We start from the raw sequence: 17,515 nt of genomic DNA on the forward strand, positions 1-17,515 counted from the left end.
CATGGCGCACCTGCACGAGACAGATACCGGCTTCCTGCCCTCGGTCCTGCCGATTTTTCCGCTGGCGGGCGCAATCCTGCTGCCGCGCGCCGAGCTGCCGCTCAATATCTTCGAACCGCGCTACCTGGCCATGACCCGCGCCGCACTGGAGAGCCACCGGCTGATCGGCATGGTGCAGCCGGCCGAGGAGCGCGGCGATAGCCCGCAGCCGCGCATCTACCCGGTCGGCTGCGCCGGGCGGATCGCGCACCACGAGGCGACCAAGGACGGCCGCATCCTGATGACTCTGGTCGGGGTGCAGCGCTTCCGGATCGCGCAGGAGCTGGATGTCATCACGCCGTTCCGGCAGGTGCGCGCCGATTTCGACGCCTTCGCGGGCGATGTTCTGGAGCCGGGTGCGGTGGCTGAGGACGCCCGGACCCTCATGGTCGAGCGGCTGAAGCGGTTCCTCGCCGTGCACAACCTGCAGGCGGCGTGGGACACGATCGCTGCAGCGCCAGACGACACGCTGGTCTCCGCCTTGTGCATGATCTGCCCGTTCACCCCGGCCGAGCGGCAGGCGCTGCTCGAGGCGCCGACGCTTGCTGCGCGCCTTGATGCGCTCAGCCTGCTGTTCGAGTTCGCTTCCGACCCAGGCGGTGACGCCGCCAACCCCGCGAGGCACTGATGACAGCGCTCGATCCGCGCATCCTGGAAATTCTGGTCTGCCCGCTGACCAAGACCACCCTGGTCTACGACGCCGAGGCGCAGGAACTGATCAGCAAGTCCGCCGGTCTCGCCTACCCGATTCGCAACGGCGTGCCGATCATGCTGCCGGACGAAGCCCGCCAGATCGAAGACTGAACCATGACCCCGCGCGAACTCGTCTACAGCCGCAGCAAACGCAGCCTGACCGTGGTGCCGGAGGATGGCGCACCGTTTACACTGCCAGCGACGCTGCTGCGCGTCGAAAGCCCGTCCGCCGAGGTGCAGGGGCACGGGCCGGGCCAGAAGCGGACCGTGACCGGCAAGGAAAATGTCGGGATCGAACGGATGGAGCCAGTCGGCAACTATGCCGTGCGCCTGATCTTCGACGACGGTCACGACAGCGGCATCTATTCCTGGGCCTATCTCGCTGAATTATCCCGCCAGCACGCGCAAGCCTAGACCGACCGCCGCGCCGGCACCCAGCGTCACCAGCATACCTGCCTTGAAGCGCAGCAGGGCCAGAGCCGCCGCCAGCATCATCAGGGCGGCGGCCATATCGAGGCTTGTCCATTCCGGCACCGCCAGCCGAAACGGGCCGGCCGACACTGTCTCTACGTGCCGGAACAACACATGTAGGGCAAACCAGACGCTGAGATTCAGCACCACACCGACCACAGCCGCCGTGACGCCGGCCAGCGCGCCCTGCAGGCGCGGCTGGCGGGTCAGCCGGTCCAGTTGCGGGGCCAGCGCGAAAATCCACATGAACGACGGCACGAAGGTGCACCACAGGGTCATCAGGGCGACCAGCGCCCCGCCGATCATCGGCGGCACGCCGTCGAACGCGCGCGCGCCCGCCAGGAAACCGACGAACTGCAGCACCAGCACCAGCGGCCCGGGGTCGTCTCGGCCAGGCCCAGCCCATCCAGCATCTCAGCCGGGGTCAGCCAATGGTAGGTCTCGACCGCCTGCTGCGCGACATACCCCAGCACCGCATAGGCCCCGCCGAAGGTCACCACCGCCATGCGCGCGAAAAATGCGCCCGCCTGCGTCAACACATGGTCCGGCCCAAGCACGAGCGCCGCACCGACCACCGGCGCCAGCCACAGCCCGGCCAGGCCCAGCAGCACGCGCAGGCTGCGACTCAGGGGAACCGTTGCCGGCATCGGGCCGCCCGGTGCAGGGCCATCGCCTTGCGCCACGCTCGCGCCGATCAGACCAGCCGCCAGCACGACCAGCGGAAACGGCAGGTTGAAGAAGAACAGCGCGGCGAATCCGGCAGCCGCCAGCACCCAGTCCAGCCGGCGCTTGAGCGCGCGTTTGGCGAGCTTGTGCAGCGCCTGCAAAACGATCGCGGCGACCACAGCCTTGATTCCGAAAAACAGCCCCTCGCCCAGCGTGGTCTTGCCGTAGAGGGCATAGAGCGCTGCGAGCAGCATCATGAGCAATGCACCCGGCAGAACGAACAGCCCGCCGGCGATCACCCCACCCAGTGGGCCGCGCAGGCGCCATCCGCACCAGGTTGCAAGCTGCTGCGCCTCTGGCCCGGGCAGAACCATGCACAGGTTGAGGGCCGCCAGATAGGAGCGCTCGTCGATCCATCGCTTTTCATCGAGCACGATGCGATGCATCAGGGCGATCTGGCCTGCCGGGCCGCCAAAGCTCAACAGCCCGACCCGAAGCCAGGTGACGACGAATTCACGCAGGGGATGACGGGTTCAGGCACAGCCACGATCTTCATTCTTAATGAGTCCTGACCCTAGCATGGCAGCCACAAAGCCAAACGCCGCGCCTGCCTGGGGCAGCGCGGCGTCTTTCGCCTCGACGGGTGTCGAACGTCTTAGAAGTCGCCGAGAACGGCGGTCAGCTTTGCTTCAGCGTCTGCGCGTTGAACGGCTTGACGATGTAGTTGTTCACGCCGGCCTTCTTGGCGGCGATCACGTTGTCGGTCTTCGATTCGGCCGTCACCATGATGAAGGGTGTGTCCTTCAGCTCGGCGTCGGCGCGGACTTCCTTCAGCAGTTCATAGCCGGTCATCGGCTCCATGTTCCAGTCGGAGATGACCAGCGAATATTTCTTGCGGCGCAGCTTGGTCAGCGCCATCGCGCCGTCCGTCGCTTCGTCGATGTTGTCGAAGCCAACCTGCTTCAGAAGGTTGTGCACGATCCGAAGCATCGTCTTGTAATCATCGACGATCAGGATCGGCATGTTCATATCAACGGCCATCGTGACACCCGCTTTCTTGATTTACACCCAACAGCTGCCCGGTCTCCCGCTCAGCGCTGAGGCCAACCTAGTCGGAGCGGCTAAAAATCGGTTAAGCTGCGGAAAGCCATTTGCTGTAGCGGCCACGCGCAAACGCTTGGCGGCTTGAGGCCGTGCGTATAGTCCGCGCGATGACGCTCCCCAATCTTCCCGGCACTTCCGAACGTCCTGCATCTTGGCGGCAACGACTCCTGCCTGACGCCTTGCGTGGTGGCGTGGCGGCGCTGGGCAACTTCGACGGCGTCCACAAAGGGCACCAGGCGGTGATCCGCGCCGCGGGCGCACGCGCCAGAGCGGCGGGCGTTCCCTGGCTGGTGCTGACGTTCGATCCTCATCCCTCCCGCTTTTCCGGCCCGACTCCGCGCCGTTCCTGCTGACGCCAACCCCGGACAAGGCGGAGGCGATCCTGCGCTCGGCGTCGACGCCGTGCTGGTGCTGGGCTTTGCCGATGTCTCACCGCTGTCGCCGGACGCATTCGTGGCCGACGTGCTGGCCCGGCAACTGGGCCTGCGCGGCGTGGTGACGGGGACGACTTCACCTTCGGGCGCGCGCGCGCCGGCAACACCGCCGTTCTGGCAGATCTCGGCGCACGGCACGGCCTGACATCGACCGCGGTGCCCCTGTGTGTGATGACGACGGCCAGATTATCTCCTCGACGCGGGTTCGCGCCCACCTCGAGACCGGCGCGCCGGAGCAGGCGGCGATGCTGCTGGGCCGCTGGTGGTCGATTCGCGGTGCTGTTGAACCCGGTGACAGGCGTGGCCGCAAGCTGGCGTTCCCGACCGCGATCTGGCGCTTGGCGACGTGCTGCGCCCGCGCTACGGGGTTTATGCGGTCCGCGTGCGCCTGGCTGACGGCCGGCGCATCGACGGCGTCGCCAATGTCGGCCTGCGCCCGACCTTCGCGCCGCCGCGCGAACTGCTGGAGGCGCACCTGTTCGATTTCGCCGAGGATCTGTACGGGCAGGAGCTCGCGGTTGAGCTGGTCGCCTTCATCCGGCCCGAGCGCCGATCGCCGGCCTTGCCGAACTGCAGGCGCAGATCGCCGCCGACGCACAAGACGCACGCGCCATGCTCGCCCAGCCAACTCACGCCGCCGGCCGTTTTCCGGCTACCGCACCACAGGACTGATCCATGATTCGCCATGACTGGACCGCCGCCGAACTGGCGGCCCTCTTCGACCGGCCGTTCCTCGACCTGCTGTTCGAGGCGCAGAGCATTCACCGCCAATATCATCAGCCGAACGCGGTGCAGCGCTCGCAATTGCTCTCCATCAAGACCGGCGGCTGCGCGGAGGACTGCGCCTACTGCCCCAGTCCGCCAAATACGCCAAAGAGGTCGGGCTGGACGCCAGCAAGCTGATGGACCTGGACACGGTGCTGGCGCGCGCCGCGCGGCGCTCGCGAACGGTGCCACCCGCTTCTGCATGGGCCGCCTGGACCCGCCCAAGGACAAGGACCTGGAGGCGGTCGCCGAGATGGTCGCGGGCGTCAAGGCGCTGGGGCTGGAGACCTGCGTGACGCTGGGCATGCTGGAGGCCCGCCAGGCACAGCGCCTCGCCGACGCTGGCCTCGACTACTACAACCACAATATCGACACCTCGCCGGATTATTACCGCGATATCATCACCACCCGCACCTTCGAGGAACGGCTGGAGACGCTCGGCCATGTGCGGGATGCCGGCATCAATGTCTGCTGCGGCGGCATCGTCGGCATGGGAGAGACGCGCGCGGACCGGGTCGGCATGATCCTGGCGCTCGCAACCCTGCCCGAACATCCGCGCTCGGTGCCGATCAACCGGCTGGTCGCCGTGAAAGGCACCCCGCTCGGCGACACCCCGGAGATGGAGGGGCTGGAGTTCGTGCGCACCATTGCAGTCGCGCGCATCGCCATGCCGGGCTCGGTCGTGCGGCTGTCGGCCGGCCGGGAGACCATGTCGGACGAGTTGCAGACATTATGCTTCCTCGCCGGCGCCAATTCGATCTTCTACGGCGAGCAGCTCCTGACCACCCCAACCCATCGCAGGGTCGCGACGCCGCGCTGTTCGCGCAGCTCGGGCTGGTCGCGGTATAGACGCGGTACGCTAGACCCTCCCCTGCGGGAGAGGGTTTCTTGTCTTCACCGCGACTGGATGAACGCCCGGACGTCGTTGCTGAGTTTGTTCAGGTCGGCATCGCGCACGTACATCATGTGCCCTGAGCCGTAGTATTCGAAGTGCACGCGGTCCGCGGGCACGCCGGTGCGGGACAGCGAATATTCCGCGGCAAAGAACGGTGTTGCGAAATCATAATAGCCTTGCGCCACGAAGGTGCGCAGGCCGCTGTTCTCCCGCATCGCCCGCGCCAGATACGGCGTGACATTCATGTAGACCTCCTGGTCGCGCCCGGCGTTCTCCAGCTTCCAGTCCCAGTCGCGCACGCCGCCGATGGTGACATACTGGCGCTCGGGCGAGAATTTGAGCTCGTCGCGAACATAGCTGTTCACGGCCGCGGTGTAGCCGGCGTCGATGCCGTAGAAGCTCGGATCGTTGTCCGGTTCCTCGCCGGCGTTGTCATAATCCTTGCCGGTGTAGCGGGCGTCCAGGCGGCCGACGGTCAGCCCGCGTTCGCGCAGCAGCTCCTTGTAGAAGCGCCCCGGCGACACCCGCAGGTCGGCGTTTTCCAGATACTGCTCCGACAGGCCGGTGAAGCGGGCGAGCTGGGCGCGAATCCGCGCCCGCTCCTCGCCCTGCAGCTTGTTGCCCTTCAGCAGCGCGCTCGCGTAAGGGCCGATCGCGAACTGGCGCGCCTCCTCAACGAAGCCTTCAAGCGCCGGCTTACCCGGCACCTTGCCATGGTAGAGCGCGGTCGCCGCCATCGAGGGACGTTGACGATGAAGGCCATCTCGTTGCCCGGTACTTCCGCCTGCAGGCCGAAATCCAGGATGGTCGAGATCAGGATGATGCCGTTCAGCGCCACATCGTTGTAGCGACCCTCGAGCTCGTTGGCGACCGCCGCCGAACGGGTGGTGCCATAGCTTTCGCCACCGAGGAATTTCGGGCTGTTCCAGCGACCGTTCTCGCTGAGCCAGGTGCGGATGAACTCGGAGATCGAGCGCGCATCCTTGCTGACGCCCCAATAGTCCTTGGGGTCGGTCTTGCCGAGCGCGCGGCTGAAGCCGGTGCCGACCGGATCGATGAAGACGATGTCGGTAGCATCGAGCAGGCTCGCGGCGTTGTCGATGAGGCGGAACGGCGGCGCGCCGTCGTCCTTGCCGTCGCTTGGCAGTATGACGCGCTTCGGCCCGAACGCGCCCATGTGTAGCCAGAGCGAGCCGGAACCAGGCCCGCCGTTGAACAGGAAGGTGACCGGGCGGCTGGTCGGATCGGTCACACCCTCCTTCACGTAGGCGGTGGAGAAAATCGCCGCGAGCGGCTTGCCGTCCTTGTCCTTCAGGTAGGTCTCGCCTGCGACCGCCTTGTAGTTCACCACCTGGTTGTTGAAGCGCCCGCTATGCCGGGTGACCGAGACGACCGGCGCCGGAATGGCGGCTTCCGCCTCTTTCGGCGCGTCTGCCTTCTTGTCGTCCGCCGCGTGGGCAACCCTGCCCACGCCAGCGCCGCCAGCGCTATCCATGCCCGCATCCTGCTCTCCCGTGTTGTAAAGTTGTCAAGACGCTGCCACGTCGGCGCGCCGGGAACAAGGGCGCAATGTCGGCGCTCGACTTCCGGCGCACGCCTTGGCTACAAGCGCGGGTTCACATCTCCTAGATTGACCGCCATGACCGACACACCCGATTACCGCGCCACCGTGTTCCTGCCCCGGACCGATCTGCCGATGAAGGCCGGGCTTGCCGAAGCCGAGCCGAAATGGCTGGCACGCTGGCAAGCGATCAACCTCTACAAGCGGCTGCGCGCGGCGGCCGACGGCCGGGAGAAGTTCATCCTTCACGACGGCCCGCCCTATGCGAACGGCGATATCCACATCGGCCACGCACTGAACAAGACGCTGAAGGACATCATCGTCCGCTCGCAGCAGATGATGGGCAAGGACGCCCCTACGTGCCCGGCTGGGACTGCCACGGCCTGCCCATCGAATGGAAGATCGAGGAGCAGTATCGCAAGCAGGGCAAGAACAAGGACGAGGTGGACGGTGCCGCCTTCCGCGCCGAGTGCCGCGCCTACGCCCGGCACTGGGTCGACGTGCAGCGCGCGCAGTTCCAGCGGCTGGGCATCAGCGCGGACTGGGACAACCCGTACCTGACGATGAACTTCGACGCCGAGGCGACCATCGTCGCCGAGTTGCTGAAGTTTGCCGAAAGCGGCCAGCTCTACCGGGCGCCAAGCCGGTCATGTGGTCCCCGGTCGAGAAGACCGCACTCGCCGAGGCCGAGGTCGAATACCACGAGATCGTCTCGACCCAGATCGACGTGGCGTTCCCGATCCTCACCTGCCCCAAGCGCCCGGACCTGGTCGGCGCGCATGTGGTCATCTGGACCACCACGCCCTGGACGATCCCGGTCAACCGCGCGATCGCCTATGGGCCGGAGGTGACGTATCAGGTGATGGCAGATTCAGAGGGTCGGCGCATTCTGGTCGGCAGTCCGCTGGTCGAGGCCGCACAGGCCCGGATCGGCGCGATCGAGGTCATCGGTGATGCCTTCCGGGCTCCGATCTCGAAGGGGCCACCTGCGCCCACCCGTGGGCGAACTTATTCCACAACGATCCTCCCCACCGGGGAGGTGTCGGCCGGCACGGACGACGGAGGGGAGCGCACGCAGTCCCCTCCACCATCCTGCGGATGGTCCCCTCCCCGAGGGGAGGAGCTTTCGGTCACGATGTCAGTGACGACATCCGCGCCTTCTTCGCAGCACCCCGGCCGCTGCTGCCCGGCGACTTCGTCACCACCGATCAGGGCACGGGCTTCGTGCACATGGCCCCGACCACGGGGAGGACGACTTCCGGCTGTGCAAGCAGCACGGCATCGACCCGGTGTTCGTCGTGCAGCCGGACGGCAAATACCGCGCCGACTGGCCGCTGGTCGGCGCTCGCCACGTCTATGACGTCAACGGCAAGCCGGGCGACAAGAAAGCCGTGGTGTGCGACGCGCTGGAAGACGCGCTGCTCGCCGCCAGCGACTATCCGCACAGCTACCCGCACTCCTGGCGCTCGAAGGCCAAGCTGATCTTCCGCTGCACGCCGCAATGGTTCGTGCCCATGGACCGGGCGACCCCTCCACCGCCTTCGGCGGTCCCCTCCCGTGCCGGGGAGGATGGAGGCGGCTGATCCTCCCCATGGGGAGGGGACCATGCGATGCATGGTGGTGGGGCCAGACGCTCCGCGCCACTGCGCTTGCGGCCATCGACGCGACCCGCTTCGTGCCGGCGCAGGGGCGCAATCGCATCCGCGCGATGGTCGAGGGCGGCCGGACTGGGTGCTCAGTCGGCAGCGCGCCTGGGGCGTGCCCATCGCCCTGTTCGTCGATATCCGCACCGGCCAGTATCTCGCCGATCCGGCCGTCAACGCCCGCATCGTCGCGGCAATCAGGGACCAGGGCGTCGACGGCTGGTTTGCAACCCCGGCGCAGGACCTGCTGGGCGACCGGCATGACGCCGCCGACTACGAGAAGGTGAACGACATTCTGGACGTCTGGTTCGACAGCGGCGCGACCCACGTGTTCACCCTGGAAAGCGGCGCCTGGCCGGAGCAACGCTGGCCCGCGGACCTCTACATCGAAGGCTCCGACCAGCACCGTGGCTGGTTCCAATCGTCCCTGCTGGAGAGCTGCGGCACCCGTGGCCGCGCGCCCTACAAGGCGGTGATGACCCACGGCTTCACCCTCGACGCCGAGGGCCGCAAGATGTCCAAGAGTCTGGGCAACACGATCGATCCCCTGAAGGTGGTCGGCGAGGCCGGTGCCGACATCCTGCGCCTCTGGGTGGTCTCGACCGACTATTTCGAGGACCAGCGCATCGGCAAGGACATCCTGGCCGCGCAGACCGAGGCCTACCGCAAGCTGCGCAACACCCTGCGCTTCCTGCTCGGCGCGCTCGACGGGTTCGACGACGCCGAGCGCGTGACGCCGGCGGAGATGCCGGAACTGGAGCGCTGGGTGCTCCACCGCCTGGCCGAACTGGACGCAGAACTGCGCACGCACGCGAACGATTTCAGCTTCAACCCCTTCTACCGGTCGCTGTTCGATTTCTGCGTCAACGACCTGTCGGCTTTCTACTTCGACGTCCGCAAGGACAGCCTGTACTGCGACGCGCCGGCGAGCCTGAAGCGCCGCGCCTGCCGCACCGTGCTTGACCGGCTGTTCACCTGCCTCACCACATGGCTGGCACCGATCCTGGTGTTCACGATGGAGGAGGTCTGGCTGACCCGCTTCCCGTCGGACGACGACAGCGTGCACCTGCAGCTCTGGCCGGAGGTGCCGGCGGAATGGCGCGACGCCGCACTCGGCGCAAAATGGCAGCGGCTGCGCAGCCTGCGCACGCTGGTGACCGCCGCCATCGAGCCGATGCGCCGGGCCAAGGACCTGGGGTCCAGCGCGCAGGCCGCGGTGACGCTCACCGCCCCGGCCGCAGACCTTGAACTGGTTGCCTCGGTCGACTTTGCGGACATCTGCATCGTGTCCTCGGTCGAGACCGCCCAAGGCCCTGAAGCTGCTGCCACGGCGCGGGTGTGCACGCATGCGAAGTGCGAGCGCTGCTGGCGTTTCCTGCCGGATGTTGGCCAGCAGACCGATCATCCGCAACTGTGCCTGCGCTGCACGGAGGTCGTGCGTGGCTAGGCGCGCCCAGTTGTTCCTGATCGCAGCGGTCGTGTTCGTCGTCGACCAGCTCAGCAAGTTCTGGGTGCTGGAGATTTTCGACCTGCCGCGCCGCATCTCGGTCGAGGTGCTGCCGGTGTTCAGCCTGACCATGGTCTGGAACCGCGGCGTCTCCATGGGCCTGCTGCAGGCGGACGGCCATGCGAGCCGCTGGCTGCTGACCGGGCTGACCGCAATGATCAGCGTCGGCGTCGCGGTCTGGATGTGGCGAGAGGTCAACCGCTGGCAGGGGCTGGCGCTGGCGCTGGTGCTGGGCGGCGCGCTCGGCAACATCGTGGATCGCATCCGCTTCGGCGCGGTTGCGGACTTCATCCACTTGCATGCGGGCGGCTGGTCGTTTTACGTGTTCAATATCGCAGACGCCGGCATCACCGTCGGGGTCGCCCTGCTGCTGCTGACCAGCCTGCAGCGGGCCGAACGACGCAACCCGGCGGATACCGGGCTGATAAAGGAATGACCATGCGCAGATTAACCCCGCTCCTCCTGCTGGCGCTGGCGGCTTGCGGCGGCAGCCGGACGCCCAACGAACTCGCCATCAGCCGCCAGCGCCGCTGGCCGTGCCGCCTGACTTCAACCTGCGCCCGCCGCGCCCGGGCGACCCACGCCCGCAGGAGATCGACGCCCAGAGCCAGGCGATCGACGCCCTGTTCGGCCCCGGCGTGCAACTCCCGCCGCGCACGCCCGGTGAGCAGGCGCTGCTGGACGCGACCGGAGCGGCCAAGGCCAGCGCCCGCATCCGTGCGACGGTCGCCGACAACGGCACGCAGGTCACGGACAAGGGTGCGTTCCTGAAGCAGGTGCTTGATGCGCCGTCCGGCGACACCGCCCCGCAGGAGGCTAGCCTGCGCCCCGGCCAGTAGCCCATGACGCCCGAGGCGCTTGAGGCCCTGCGCCTCAGCCTCACGATCGCGTTTCGCGCGGTGCTCTTCGGGCTGCCGCCGGCGACGCTTGTCGCCTGGGTGCTGGTGCGCCACCGCTGGCCCGGACGCTTTCTGCTCGATCTGCTGGTGCACCTGCCGCTGGTCCTGCCGCCGGTCGTGGTCGGCTATCTGCTGCTGCTCGGGCTTGGCGTCCATGGGCCAATCGGCGGCTGGCTTGACGCGACGTTCGGGCTGCGCCTCGCCTTCAGTACGCTGGGCGCTACCGTTGCAACCGCTATCATGAGCTTTCCGTTGATGGTGCGCGCGATCCGCCTGTCGATCGAGGCGCTCGACCCCGGTCTTGACGCCGCCGCCCGTACCCTCGGTGCCGGCCCGCTCGACCGCTTCCTCACCATCGCGCTGCCGCAGATGCTGCCGGGCCTGCTCTCCGGCGCGGTCATCGCCTTCTCGGCAGGCCTGGGCGAATTCGGCGCTGTCATCACCTTCGCCGCCAATATCCCCGGCGAGACCCAGACCCTGCCGCTGGCGATCTACGCCGCACTGCAAAGCCCTGGCGGCGATGCGGCCGCCGCCCAGATGGCGGGCCTGTCGATTCTGCTTGCACTGACGGGTCTGGCGGTGTCCGAATGGCTGAACCGGCGCGTGTCCAAACGTTTGGGCCGCCTTGCCGGATGAGGGCTGATCCGCATGACGACGCTGCTTTTGACATTCCGCGCCCCTCACTGAGCATTGAGGGCACCAGCGCGCGCTTTCCGGTGCGGCGTATTTTCTGCGTCGGCCGGAACTATGCCGAGCACACGCGCGAGATGGGCGGCGACCCCGCCCGCCAGCCGCCGATCTACTTCACCAAGGCGCTGGATGCGCTGGCGCCGGGTGGCGGCGCCATCCCCTACCCGCCGATGACGCAGGACCTGCACTTCGAGGGCGAACTGGTCATCGCCATCGGCGCGGAGGGCGTCGCTGTGTCCGAGGCCGCAGCCGTGCGCCTGATCTATGGCTTCGCCGCCGGGCTCGACCTGACCCGGCGCGACATGCAGGCTGAGGCCAAAGCTGCCGGTGCCCCGTGGGACATGGGCAAGAGCTTTACAGGTGCGGCACCCATCGGTGCGATCGTGCCGGCATCCGCGCTTGCCCATGGCTTCGAGACGCGCAGGCTCGAGACGACAGTCAATGGCGCGGTGCGCCAGTCTGCACTGCTCGGCGACATGATCTACAACCCGCGCCAGATCATCGCCGACCTCAGCCGCTACGACCGGCTCCATGCCGGCGACCTGATCTTCACCGGCACCCCGGCCGGCGTCGGCCCGGTTGGCAATGACGACCGCCTGACCGTCAGCATCGATGGCGTGCCGCCGCTGTCCATCCGGCTGGTGAAGGACTGAGCCTGCGCAAGCACCGCAAAATGGGCAATGCCCGCACTGGCGGTCTGCCTGCCGTGCAGCCTTTGCGCTCTGGCATCGTCCGTACTACCTTGTGTCCATGACGGCGCTGACAGTCTCGGACCTGAACGACCGCGCGCGCGAGGTCTTTCGCACCATCGTCGAGGCGTACCTGGACACCGGCGAGCCCGTCGGTTCTCGCACGCTGTCGCGCGTGCCGGGCGTAAACCTGTCGCCTGCCTCGATCCGTAACGTCATGCAGGATCTGGAGGAGATCGGGCTGCTGTCCGCCCCCACACCTCGGCCGGGCGGATGCCGACCGAGATCGGCCTACGGCTGTTCGTCGACGGCATGATGCAGGTGGGCGAGCTGGGACCGGACGAGCGGGCGCGCATCGAGGCGCAGGCGCATATCGACGGCCGGGGATCGAGGACGCGCTGGCGCAGGCGACCGCCACGCTGTCCGGCCTGTCGTCCTGCGCCGGGCTGGTGCTGGCGGCCAAGGCGGACCTCGCGATCCGCCACGTCGATTTCGTACCCCTCTCCCGGTCGAGCGCTGGCAATCCTGGTGCAGGAGGACGGCTCGGTCGAGAACCGGGTGCTCAGCCTGCCGCCCGGCATGCCAGCCTCCGCGCTGGTGCAGGCGGCCAACTACATCAATGCCAGGCTGGCCGGGCTGTCGCTGGCGAGCGCGCGCACCGAGCTTGCCCGCGAAATCGCCGATCGGCGCGCCGAACTGGACACGCTCAGCCAGTCCGTCGTCGAGGCAGGCCTTGGCGTCTGGTCCGCGGACGAAGACGCCCGCGACATTCTGATCGTGCGCGGTCAGGCGCATCTGCTGGCGGATGCCAGTCTGCAGCAGGACCTCGAGCGCCTGCGCCGCCTGCTGGAAGACATCGAGTCCAAGCGCGACATGGCGCGCGTTCTGGAACTGGCGGGAGACGCCGAGGCCGTGCGCATCTTCATCGGTTCGGAAAACCGGCTCTTTTCTTTGTCCGGCTCGTCGGTTATCGCAGCCCCTATCGGGACATGCAGGGGCGCGTGGTCGGTGTGGTCGGTGTGATCGGCCCAACCCGGTTGAACTACGCCCGCGTCGTCCCCATGGTGGACTACACAGCAAAAATACTAGGCCGAATGATAGCGCGATGATCGACGAAACCCACGACCCACAAACTCCCGAGACGGAAACCCGGAAACCGCAGCCGCGCCTCCCGCTGACGCCCTGGCGGATGCGCACATGGAGATCGCGGATCTCAAGGACCGGCTGCTGCGTCAGGCGGCGGAGACCGAGAACATGCGCCGCCGCCTGGAGCGGGAAAAGCAGGATGCGGGAACCTACGCCATCGCCAGCTTCGCCCGCGAGCTGTTGGGCGTCGCCGATAATCTGCGCCGGGCGTTGAGCGCCGCGCCGGAAGGCTCGGACCCCGCCTCGCCCACGCATCAGGTGCTGGTCGGCGTCGAGATGACTGAAAAGGAACTGCTGAACGTCTTTGCAAAAGTCGGGATCGCCAAGATCGAGGCGGTCGGCGAAGCTCGACCCCAACCGCCACCAGGCCATGGTCGAAGTACCGTCGGCCGATACCGCCCCCGGCACGATCATTCAGGTCCTGCAGGACGGCTATACGATCAAGGATCGCCTGCTGCGCCCGGCGATGGTCATCGTCTCCAAGTCCGCCGACACGCCGCCCGCCAGCCCCTCGCCCGGCGGCAACCTCGATACCTCGGCCTGAGCCGGAGAATGTCCCGCTGAGAGTTTGATGACATTGGATGGGATCGCCATTCCGATCTTCACTGAAGCAGGCTGTAAAGTCCGCTCGTGGTGAGCCTGGACGAACCACGAGCCGCTCATCCCTTCGTCCAGCTCAGGGTGAGCGGCGCGTGTGCAACCGCGCGATAGCGCGTGGTTCAACGTAATGTCATCAAACTCTAATGGGCCAGGAAGATCGGGATTTTCGGGTCGGCGAGCATATCCTTGGTCGCACCGCCGAGTATGACCTCCCACACGCGCGAATGGCCGTAAGCGCCCATGACGATCATGTCCGCCGCCTGGTCGACTGCCGTACGCAGCAGGGTCTGCGCCACCGACTGCCCGCCGGACGCCACGCGTTGCACCATGATGTTCGGCAGGCCCAGCCGCGCCAGATGGCGGGCGATGTCGGCTCCCGGCTCCGGGCCGTGGCCCTGCTCGGTAGGCTCCGGATCGACCAGCACCACATCCACCTGCTCTGCCCCAGCCAGCAGCGGCAGGGCGTCGTGCACCGCGCGCACCGCCTGCGCGGAGGCGTTCCAGCCGACGGCGACCCGCTTGGGCGGCAGCGTGACCTTGGCCGGCGCCACCAGCACTGGGCGGCCGGTATCGAACACCAGTGTCGTCACCAGCCGGTCCCAGAGGCGCGGATCGGAAAAGTTGCTGCGCGCGCTGATAACGTTGAGATCGGTGTAGCGACCGTGCACGGCGACATCCATCGGCAGCAGGTCGATGTCCGCCACCAGCGCAGCCGACTCGACCGAGCTGCATTCCCGGCGCGCCAAAGCACCCGCAGCCTCCGCGCGCGCCTCAGCCGCCGCGATTGTCGCCTTGTGCTGGTCCTGATAGGCTTCGTGCATCATCGCGCCGAGGAAATATTCCTCGTAGAACGGCACGGCCCCAGCGCCTTGACGGTCAGATGGCCGGCCGCAAGGCTGATCGCCGCCGCTAGCGCCGGGTCCTCAGCGCCCTTACTGTCGATGAATACCTGGATATCCTTGAACATGCGCCTCTCCTCTGGCTAGACTTGCCGCCATACTATATCACCATGCCGTGTCGGATTTGTGCTGGATCAAATCCCGAGAGATTATTCCGCAAGCGAGGGGATATCATGACGGAGCGCTCGCCCATCGCCGCCGTAATTCTGGCTGCCGGCCTTGGCCTCAGCGGCTGGTTCATAGGGCATGGGCTGCTCGCCGCGCGCTCCGGCGACCGTTTCGTGACCGTGCGCGGCCTGGCGGAGAAAGACATCACGGCGAACGTCGGCGGCTGGACCATCCGGCACATGGCGGTCGGCCCGACCCTGGCGGCGGCACAGTCCAGCATCGCCCGGGATACCGACACCATCCGCGCGTTTCTGGCAGAACAAGGGTTCCCCGCCGCCGCGATAACCATTGCCGATGTGCGGGTCGAGGACCGGGCGGCCTGGGGCGACCAGCGTTTTGGCCAAAGCGACACCCGCTTCAACATCAACCAGACGCTGGAAGTGCGCACCGACAAGGTTGAGGCGCTGCGCAAGGCCATCGCCGCCAAGACCGAACTGGTGCGGCGCGGCGTGGTCCTGCAGACCGGCGACAACGACGCCCGCTTCACCTACACGGCGCTGAATGCCGAGAAGCCGGCGATGATCGGCGCGGCGACCCGCAACGCGCGCGCGGCGGCGGAACAGTTCGCCACCGACTCGAAAAGCCGCATCGGCGGCATCCGCCGCGCGACCCAGGGCTATTTCGAAATTCTGCCCCGCAGCGGCGATTACGGCTCTGCCGAGCGCGCGCCGGAACAGCGCCTGCGCGTCGTCACGACGGTTGATTTCTATATCCAGGACTGAAGCGGGGTTTAACCGCCGTACAGTTTCTCCAGCCGCTCGCCGTAAGCTTGCCGCAGGATGTGGCGGCGGATTTTCAGAGTCGGCGTCATCTGGGTGTTCTCGACCGAGAACGGCGCGTCTGCCAGTGTTACTTTGCGCACCCGCTCGATGACACTGAGGCGCGCGTTCACCCGGTCGACGGCCGCCTGCATCGCCTTCTGGAAGTCCGGGTGCTGCGCCAGGACGCGCAGGTCGATGCCGAGCCCGCGTGCGGCTGCCCACTCCTGCGCCCATTCCGGGTTTGGCACCACCAGCCCGACGAGATAGGGTCGTCGGTCGCCGTAAACCATCGCTTGAAGGATTTCCGGCTCCAGGGTCAGCATGCCCTCAACACGCTGCGGCGAAACGTTATCGCCCTTGTCGTTGACGATCAGGTCCTTCTTGCGGTCGGTGATGACGATGTGACCGTCAGGATCGATGCGGCCGATATCGCCCGTGTGCAGCCAGCCGTCGCGGATCACCCGCGCCGTCTCCTCCGGGTTGTTCCAGTAACCCTGCGTCACCAGCGCGCCGCGCACGAGGATTTCGCCATCCTCCGCGATCTTCACCTGCGTATCCTTGACCGGCGGGCCGACCGTGTTCATGCGGATGCCGCGCGACGGGCGGTTGACCGCGACCAGCGGCGCCGCCTCGGTCATGCCGTAGCCCTGCAGCAAGGTCAGTCCGAGCGATCGAAGAACTGGCCCACCTCCGGGTTGAGCGGCGCGCCCCCGACACCAGCGCTTTCAAGCGACCGCCGAAGCGGCCCCGCATCTTGGCGCGCACCAGCTTTTCCATGAGGTGGTCCAGATAGCCCTCGATCCAGCCGAGGGGCCGCGCGCGCCGCTCGCGCCCCAGGTACAGGGTGAGCGCGAACAACTGCCGGCGCAGCCAGGGTGCCTTTTCGACCTGCCGTTCGATCTTCTGGCGCATCACCTCGAACAGGCGCGGCACGACGACGACAACCGTCGGCCGCACTTCGCCGATGTTAGCCATCAGCTTGTCGAGGCTCTCCGCGTAGCAGGTCTGCGCGCCCATGCCGATCGCAAAGAACTGGCCCATGGTGTGCTCATAGGCATGGCTCAGCGGCAGGAACGACAGGAACGTGTCCGGGTCGGTCGAGAAATCATTGTGGATCACATCGATCCCGGCGCGCACATTGTGCAGCAGCGCGCCGTGGTGGTGCTTGACGCCACGCGGCGCGCCGCCGGTGCCGGATGTGTAGATCAGGCAGGCGGTATCGTCGCGTCCGGCGGTCTGCCATGCCAGCACGTCATCTACTGTCGTCGCGCTCGCATCGATCAGCGTCTGCCAGTCGTGGATGTCGACCACGCTCGCCTGCGCGCGCTTCAGCGGCTCGATGCCGATCACGGTCCGGCAGTCGGCGGACTGGAACGCCGCCGGCAGCAGGGTTTGCGCCAGCTTGGGCGACGACACCACGGCGAAGCGCGCCCCGGAATTGGCCAGGATATGCTGGTGATCGGCCACCGTGTTGGTTGTGTAGGCCGGAGTGGTGACGCCGCCGGCCGCCATGATCGCAAGATCGGTCAGGCACCATTCCGGCCGGTTTTCGCTAACGAGAACCACCCGGTCGCCCGGCTTCAGGCCAAGCGTGCGCAGGGCACCCGCCAGCCTCGCGACCGTCCGGGCGGCACTGGCCCAGGAGATCGGTGCCCAGGCATCGTCCTTCTTGGCGCTGAGGAAAGGCCGCTCACCCAGGCGGGCAGCTTGATCGAAGAACATTTCAACCACGGTGTTCCAGCGTTCATGCGGTTGAATGTTCGAGGTTTCGTCCGAACGGACGACTGCGAGCCTAGTCGCCAACAGCTACTCCTTCGCGTCGGGGTCAGCCCCCTTCGATATCGGTATCGCCGTCGCGCCGGACAATCTCCAGACCCTGTAGCCC

The 17,515-nt window shown here is 67.0% G+C and carries 17 protein-coding genes and 6 pseudogenes; 15 read left to right on the plus strand and 8 right to left on the minus strand.

Annotated elements, in window-relative coordinates; genetic code table 11:
- The first annotated feature begins 1 nt into the window (after position 1).
- Genes E6W36_RS00760 through E6W36_RS00770 form a run of 3 tightly spaced genes read left to right on the plus strand, consistent with a single transcriptional unit; the run spans position 2 to position 1,146 of the window.
- A complete protein-coding gene (locus E6W36_RS00760; RefSeq protein ID WP_222873452.1) occupies positions 2 to 667 on the plus strand; it encodes an LON peptidase substrate-binding domain-containing protein in 666 nt (221 codons plus the stop codon).
- Positions 667 to 843 carry a Trm112 family protein gene (locus E6W36_RS00765; protein WP_222873453.1) on the plus strand — a complete coding sequence of 59 codons (177 nt, stop codon included), beginning with the start codon at positions 667 to 669 and terminating at the stop codon, positions 841 to 843. Before E6W36_RS00760 ends, E6W36_RS00765 begins: the two co-directional genes overlap by 1 nt.
- A gap of 3 nt (positions 844 to 846) precedes the next feature.
- Positions 847 to 1,146 carry a gamma-butyrobetaine hydroxylase family protein gene (locus E6W36_RS00770; protein ID WP_222873454.1) on the plus strand — a complete coding sequence of 100 codons (300 nt, stop codon included), beginning with the start codon at positions 847 to 849 and terminating at the stop codon, positions 1,144 to 1,146.
- On the opposite strand, the gene E6W36_RS17170 is transcribed toward E6W36_RS00770, so the two are convergent.
- The 3 genes from E6W36_RS17170 to E6W36_RS00780 form a co-directional block, all read right to left on the minus strand.
- Entirely contained in the window at positions 1,120 to 1,572 is a 453-nt protein-coding gene (locus E6W36_RS17170) for a chromate transporter (protein ID WP_246047900.1), read from the minus strand. The two genes, E6W36_RS00770 and E6W36_RS17170, sit on opposite strands and share 27 nt — an antisense overlap.
- Complete coding sequence (locus E6W36_RS17175; protein WP_246047901.1) at positions 1,506 to 2,351, minus strand: chromate transporter; 846 nt, start codon at positions 2,349 to 2,351, stop codon at positions 1,506 to 1,508. The genes E6W36_RS17170 and E6W36_RS17175 overlap by 67 nt, the downstream gene beginning before the upstream one ends.
- Positions 2,352 to 2,547: 196 nt before the next feature.
- Positions 2,548 to 2,910 (minus strand): response regulator, encoded by a 363-nt coding sequence (locus E6W36_RS00780; protein WP_246047903.1) that lies wholly within the window; start codon positions 2,908 to 2,910, stop codon positions 2,548 to 2,550.
- A gap of 242 nt (positions 2,911 to 3,152) precedes the next feature.
- Here E6W36_RS00780 and E6W36_RS23900 point away from each other — a divergent pair, with 242 nt between their 5' ends.
- The 4 genes and pseudogenes from E6W36_RS23900 to bioB all read left to right on the plus strand — a co-directional run bounded on the left by E6W36_RS23900 (position 3,153) and on the right by bioB (position 5,021).
- Positions 3,153 to 3,326 (plus strand): hypothetical protein, encoded by a 174-nt coding sequence (locus E6W36_RS23900; protein WP_484103592.1) that lies wholly within the window; start codon positions 3,153 to 3,155, stop codon positions 3,324 to 3,326.
- A gap of 49 nt (positions 3,327 to 3,375) precedes the next feature.
- A complete protein-coding gene (locus E6W36_RS23905; RefSeq protein WP_484103593.1) occupies positions 3,376 to 3,552 on the plus strand; it encodes a hypothetical protein in 177 nt (58 codons plus the stop codon).
- Between the two features lie 100 nt (positions 3,553 to 3,652).
- Positions 3,653 to 4,086, plus strand: a pseudogene (locus E6W36_RS23910) (riboflavin kinase).
- Positions 4,083 to 5,021 (plus strand): annotated as a pseudogene (gene bioB / locus E6W36_RS00790) (biotin synthase BioB). The pseudogenes E6W36_RS23910 and bioB overlap by 4 nt, the downstream one beginning before the upstream one ends.
- A 45-nt stretch (positions 5,022 to 5,066) precedes the next feature.
- On the opposite strand, the gene E6W36_RS22645 reads toward bioB, so the two are convergent.
- Both E6W36_RS22645 and E6W36_RS22650 read right to left on the minus strand, forming a co-directional pair.
- Complete coding sequence (locus tag E6W36_RS22645) at positions 5,067 to 5,774, minus strand: hypothetical protein (RefSeq protein ID WP_425459661.1); 708 nt, start codon at positions 5,772 to 5,774, stop codon at positions 5,067 to 5,069.
- Positions 5,693 to 6,562, minus strand: coding sequence for a S10 family serine carboxypeptidase-like protein (locus tag E6W36_RS22650; RefSeq protein WP_425459662.1), 870 nt, complete (start codon positions 6,560 to 6,562; stop codon positions 5,693 to 5,695). Before E6W36_RS22650 ends, E6W36_RS22645 begins: the two co-directional genes overlap by 82 nt.
- Before the next feature lie 144 nt (positions 6,563 to 6,706).
- On the opposite strand from E6W36_RS22650, the pseudogene ileS reads away from it, so the two are divergent.
- From ileS to grpE, 7 genes and pseudogenes are all read left to right on the plus strand, one after another.
- Positions 6,707 to 9,718, plus strand: a pseudogene (gene ileS / locus E6W36_RS17180) (isoleucine--tRNA ligase).
- 10 nt (positions 9,719 to 9,728) lie between these two features.
- Entirely contained in the window at positions 9,729 to 10,214 is a 486-nt protein-coding gene (lspA, locus tag E6W36_RS00815) for a signal peptidase II (RefSeq protein ID WP_246047904.1), read from the plus strand.
- A gap of 43 nt (positions 10,215 to 10,257) precedes the next feature.
- Positions 10,258 to 10,617: a DUF3035 domain-containing protein gene (locus E6W36_RS00820; RefSeq protein WP_246047905.1), complete on the plus strand. Its 360-nt coding sequence runs from the start codon at positions 10,258 to 10,260 to the stop codon at positions 10,615 to 10,617.
- Between the two features lie 3 nt (positions 10,618 to 10,620).
- A complete protein-coding gene (modB, locus tag E6W36_RS00825; RefSeq protein WP_222873457.1) occupies positions 10,621 to 11,313 on the plus strand; it encodes a molybdate ABC transporter permease subunit in 693 nt (230 codons plus the stop codon).
- Positions 11,314 to 11,393: 80 nt separating this feature from the next.
- Positions 11,394 to 12,020, plus strand: coding sequence for a fumarylacetoacetate hydrolase family protein (locus E6W36_RS00830; RefSeq protein ID WP_246047906.1), 627 nt, complete (start codon positions 11,394 to 11,396; stop codon positions 12,018 to 12,020).
- A 97-nt stretch (positions 12,021 to 12,117) separates the two neighbouring features.
- Positions 12,118 to 13,165, plus strand: a pseudogene (hrcA, locus tag E6W36_RS00835) (heat-inducible transcriptional repressor HrcA).
- Between the two features lie 40 nt (positions 13,166 to 13,205).
- Positions 13,206 to 13,746: pseudogene (grpE, locus tag E6W36_RS00840) on the plus strand (nucleotide exchange factor GrpE); the annotation flags it as partial.
- Positions 13,747 to 13,942: 196 nt separating this feature from the next.
- On the opposite strand, the gene E6W36_RS00845 reads toward grpE, so the two are convergent.
- Entirely contained in the window at positions 13,943 to 14,659 is a 717-nt protein-coding gene (locus tag E6W36_RS00845; RefSeq protein WP_222873459.1) for a universal stress protein, read from the minus strand.
- Complete coding sequence (locus E6W36_RS00850) at positions 14,623 to 14,769, minus strand: hypothetical protein (RefSeq protein WP_222873460.1); 147 nt, start codon at positions 14,767 to 14,769, stop codon at positions 14,623 to 14,625. The genes E6W36_RS00845 and E6W36_RS00850 overlap by 37 nt, the downstream gene beginning before the upstream one ends.
- Before the next feature lie 105 nt (positions 14,770 to 14,874).
- Here E6W36_RS00850 and E6W36_RS00855 point away from each other — a divergent pair, with 105 nt between their 5' ends.
- A complete protein-coding gene (locus E6W36_RS00855) occupies positions 14,875 to 15,591 on the plus strand; it encodes an SIMPL domain-containing protein (protein ID WP_222873461.1) in 717 nt (238 codons plus the stop codon).
- An 8-nt stretch (positions 15,592 to 15,599) separates the two neighbouring features.
- Here E6W36_RS00855 and E6W36_RS00860 read toward each other — a convergent pair.
- Positions 15,600 to 17,352, minus strand: a pseudogene (locus E6W36_RS00860) (AMP-dependent synthetase/ligase).
- Positions 17,353 to 17,515 lie beyond the last annotated feature (163 nt).

Origin of the sequence: Hankyongella ginsenosidimutans, assembly GCF_005144965.1 — a bacterium.
GTDB lineage: Bacteria > Pseudomonadota > Alphaproteobacteria > Sphingomonadales > Sphingomonadaceae > Hankyongella > Hankyongella ginsenosidimutans.

Excerpts from the sequence above, each read along its gene's own strand:
- E6W36_RS00760 (WP_222873452.1), top strand. The coding sequence starts at position 2 with ATGGCGCACCTGCACGAGACAGATACCGGCTTCCTGCCCTCGGTCCTG.
- E6W36_RS00765 (WP_222873453.1), top strand. The coding sequence starts at position 667 with ATGACAGCGCTCGATCCGCGCATCCTGGAAATTCTGGTCTGCCCGCTG.
- E6W36_RS00770 (WP_222873454.1), top strand. The coding sequence starts at position 847 with ATGACCCCGCGCGAACTCGTCTACAGCCGCAGCAAACGCAGCCTGACC.
- E6W36_RS00780 (WP_246047903.1), bottom strand. The coding sequence starts at position 2,910 with ATGGCCGTTGATATGAACATGCCGATCCTGATCGTCGATGATTACAAG.
- E6W36_RS22650 (WP_425459662.1), bottom strand. The coding sequence starts at position 6,562 with ATGGATAGCGCTGGCGGCGCTGGCGTGGGCAGGGTTGCCCACGCGGCG.
- modB (WP_222873457.1), top strand. The coding sequence starts at position 10,621 with ATGACGCCCGAGGCGCTTGAGGCCCTGCGCCTCAGCCTCACGATCGCG.
- E6W36_RS00850 (WP_222873460.1), bottom strand. The coding sequence starts at position 14,769 with ATGTTCAAGGATATCCAGGTATTCATCGACAGTAAGGGCGCTGAGGAC.
- E6W36_RS00855 (WP_222873461.1), top strand. The coding sequence starts at position 14,875 with ATGACGGAGCGCTCGCCCATCGCCGCCGTAATTCTGGCTGCCGGCCTT.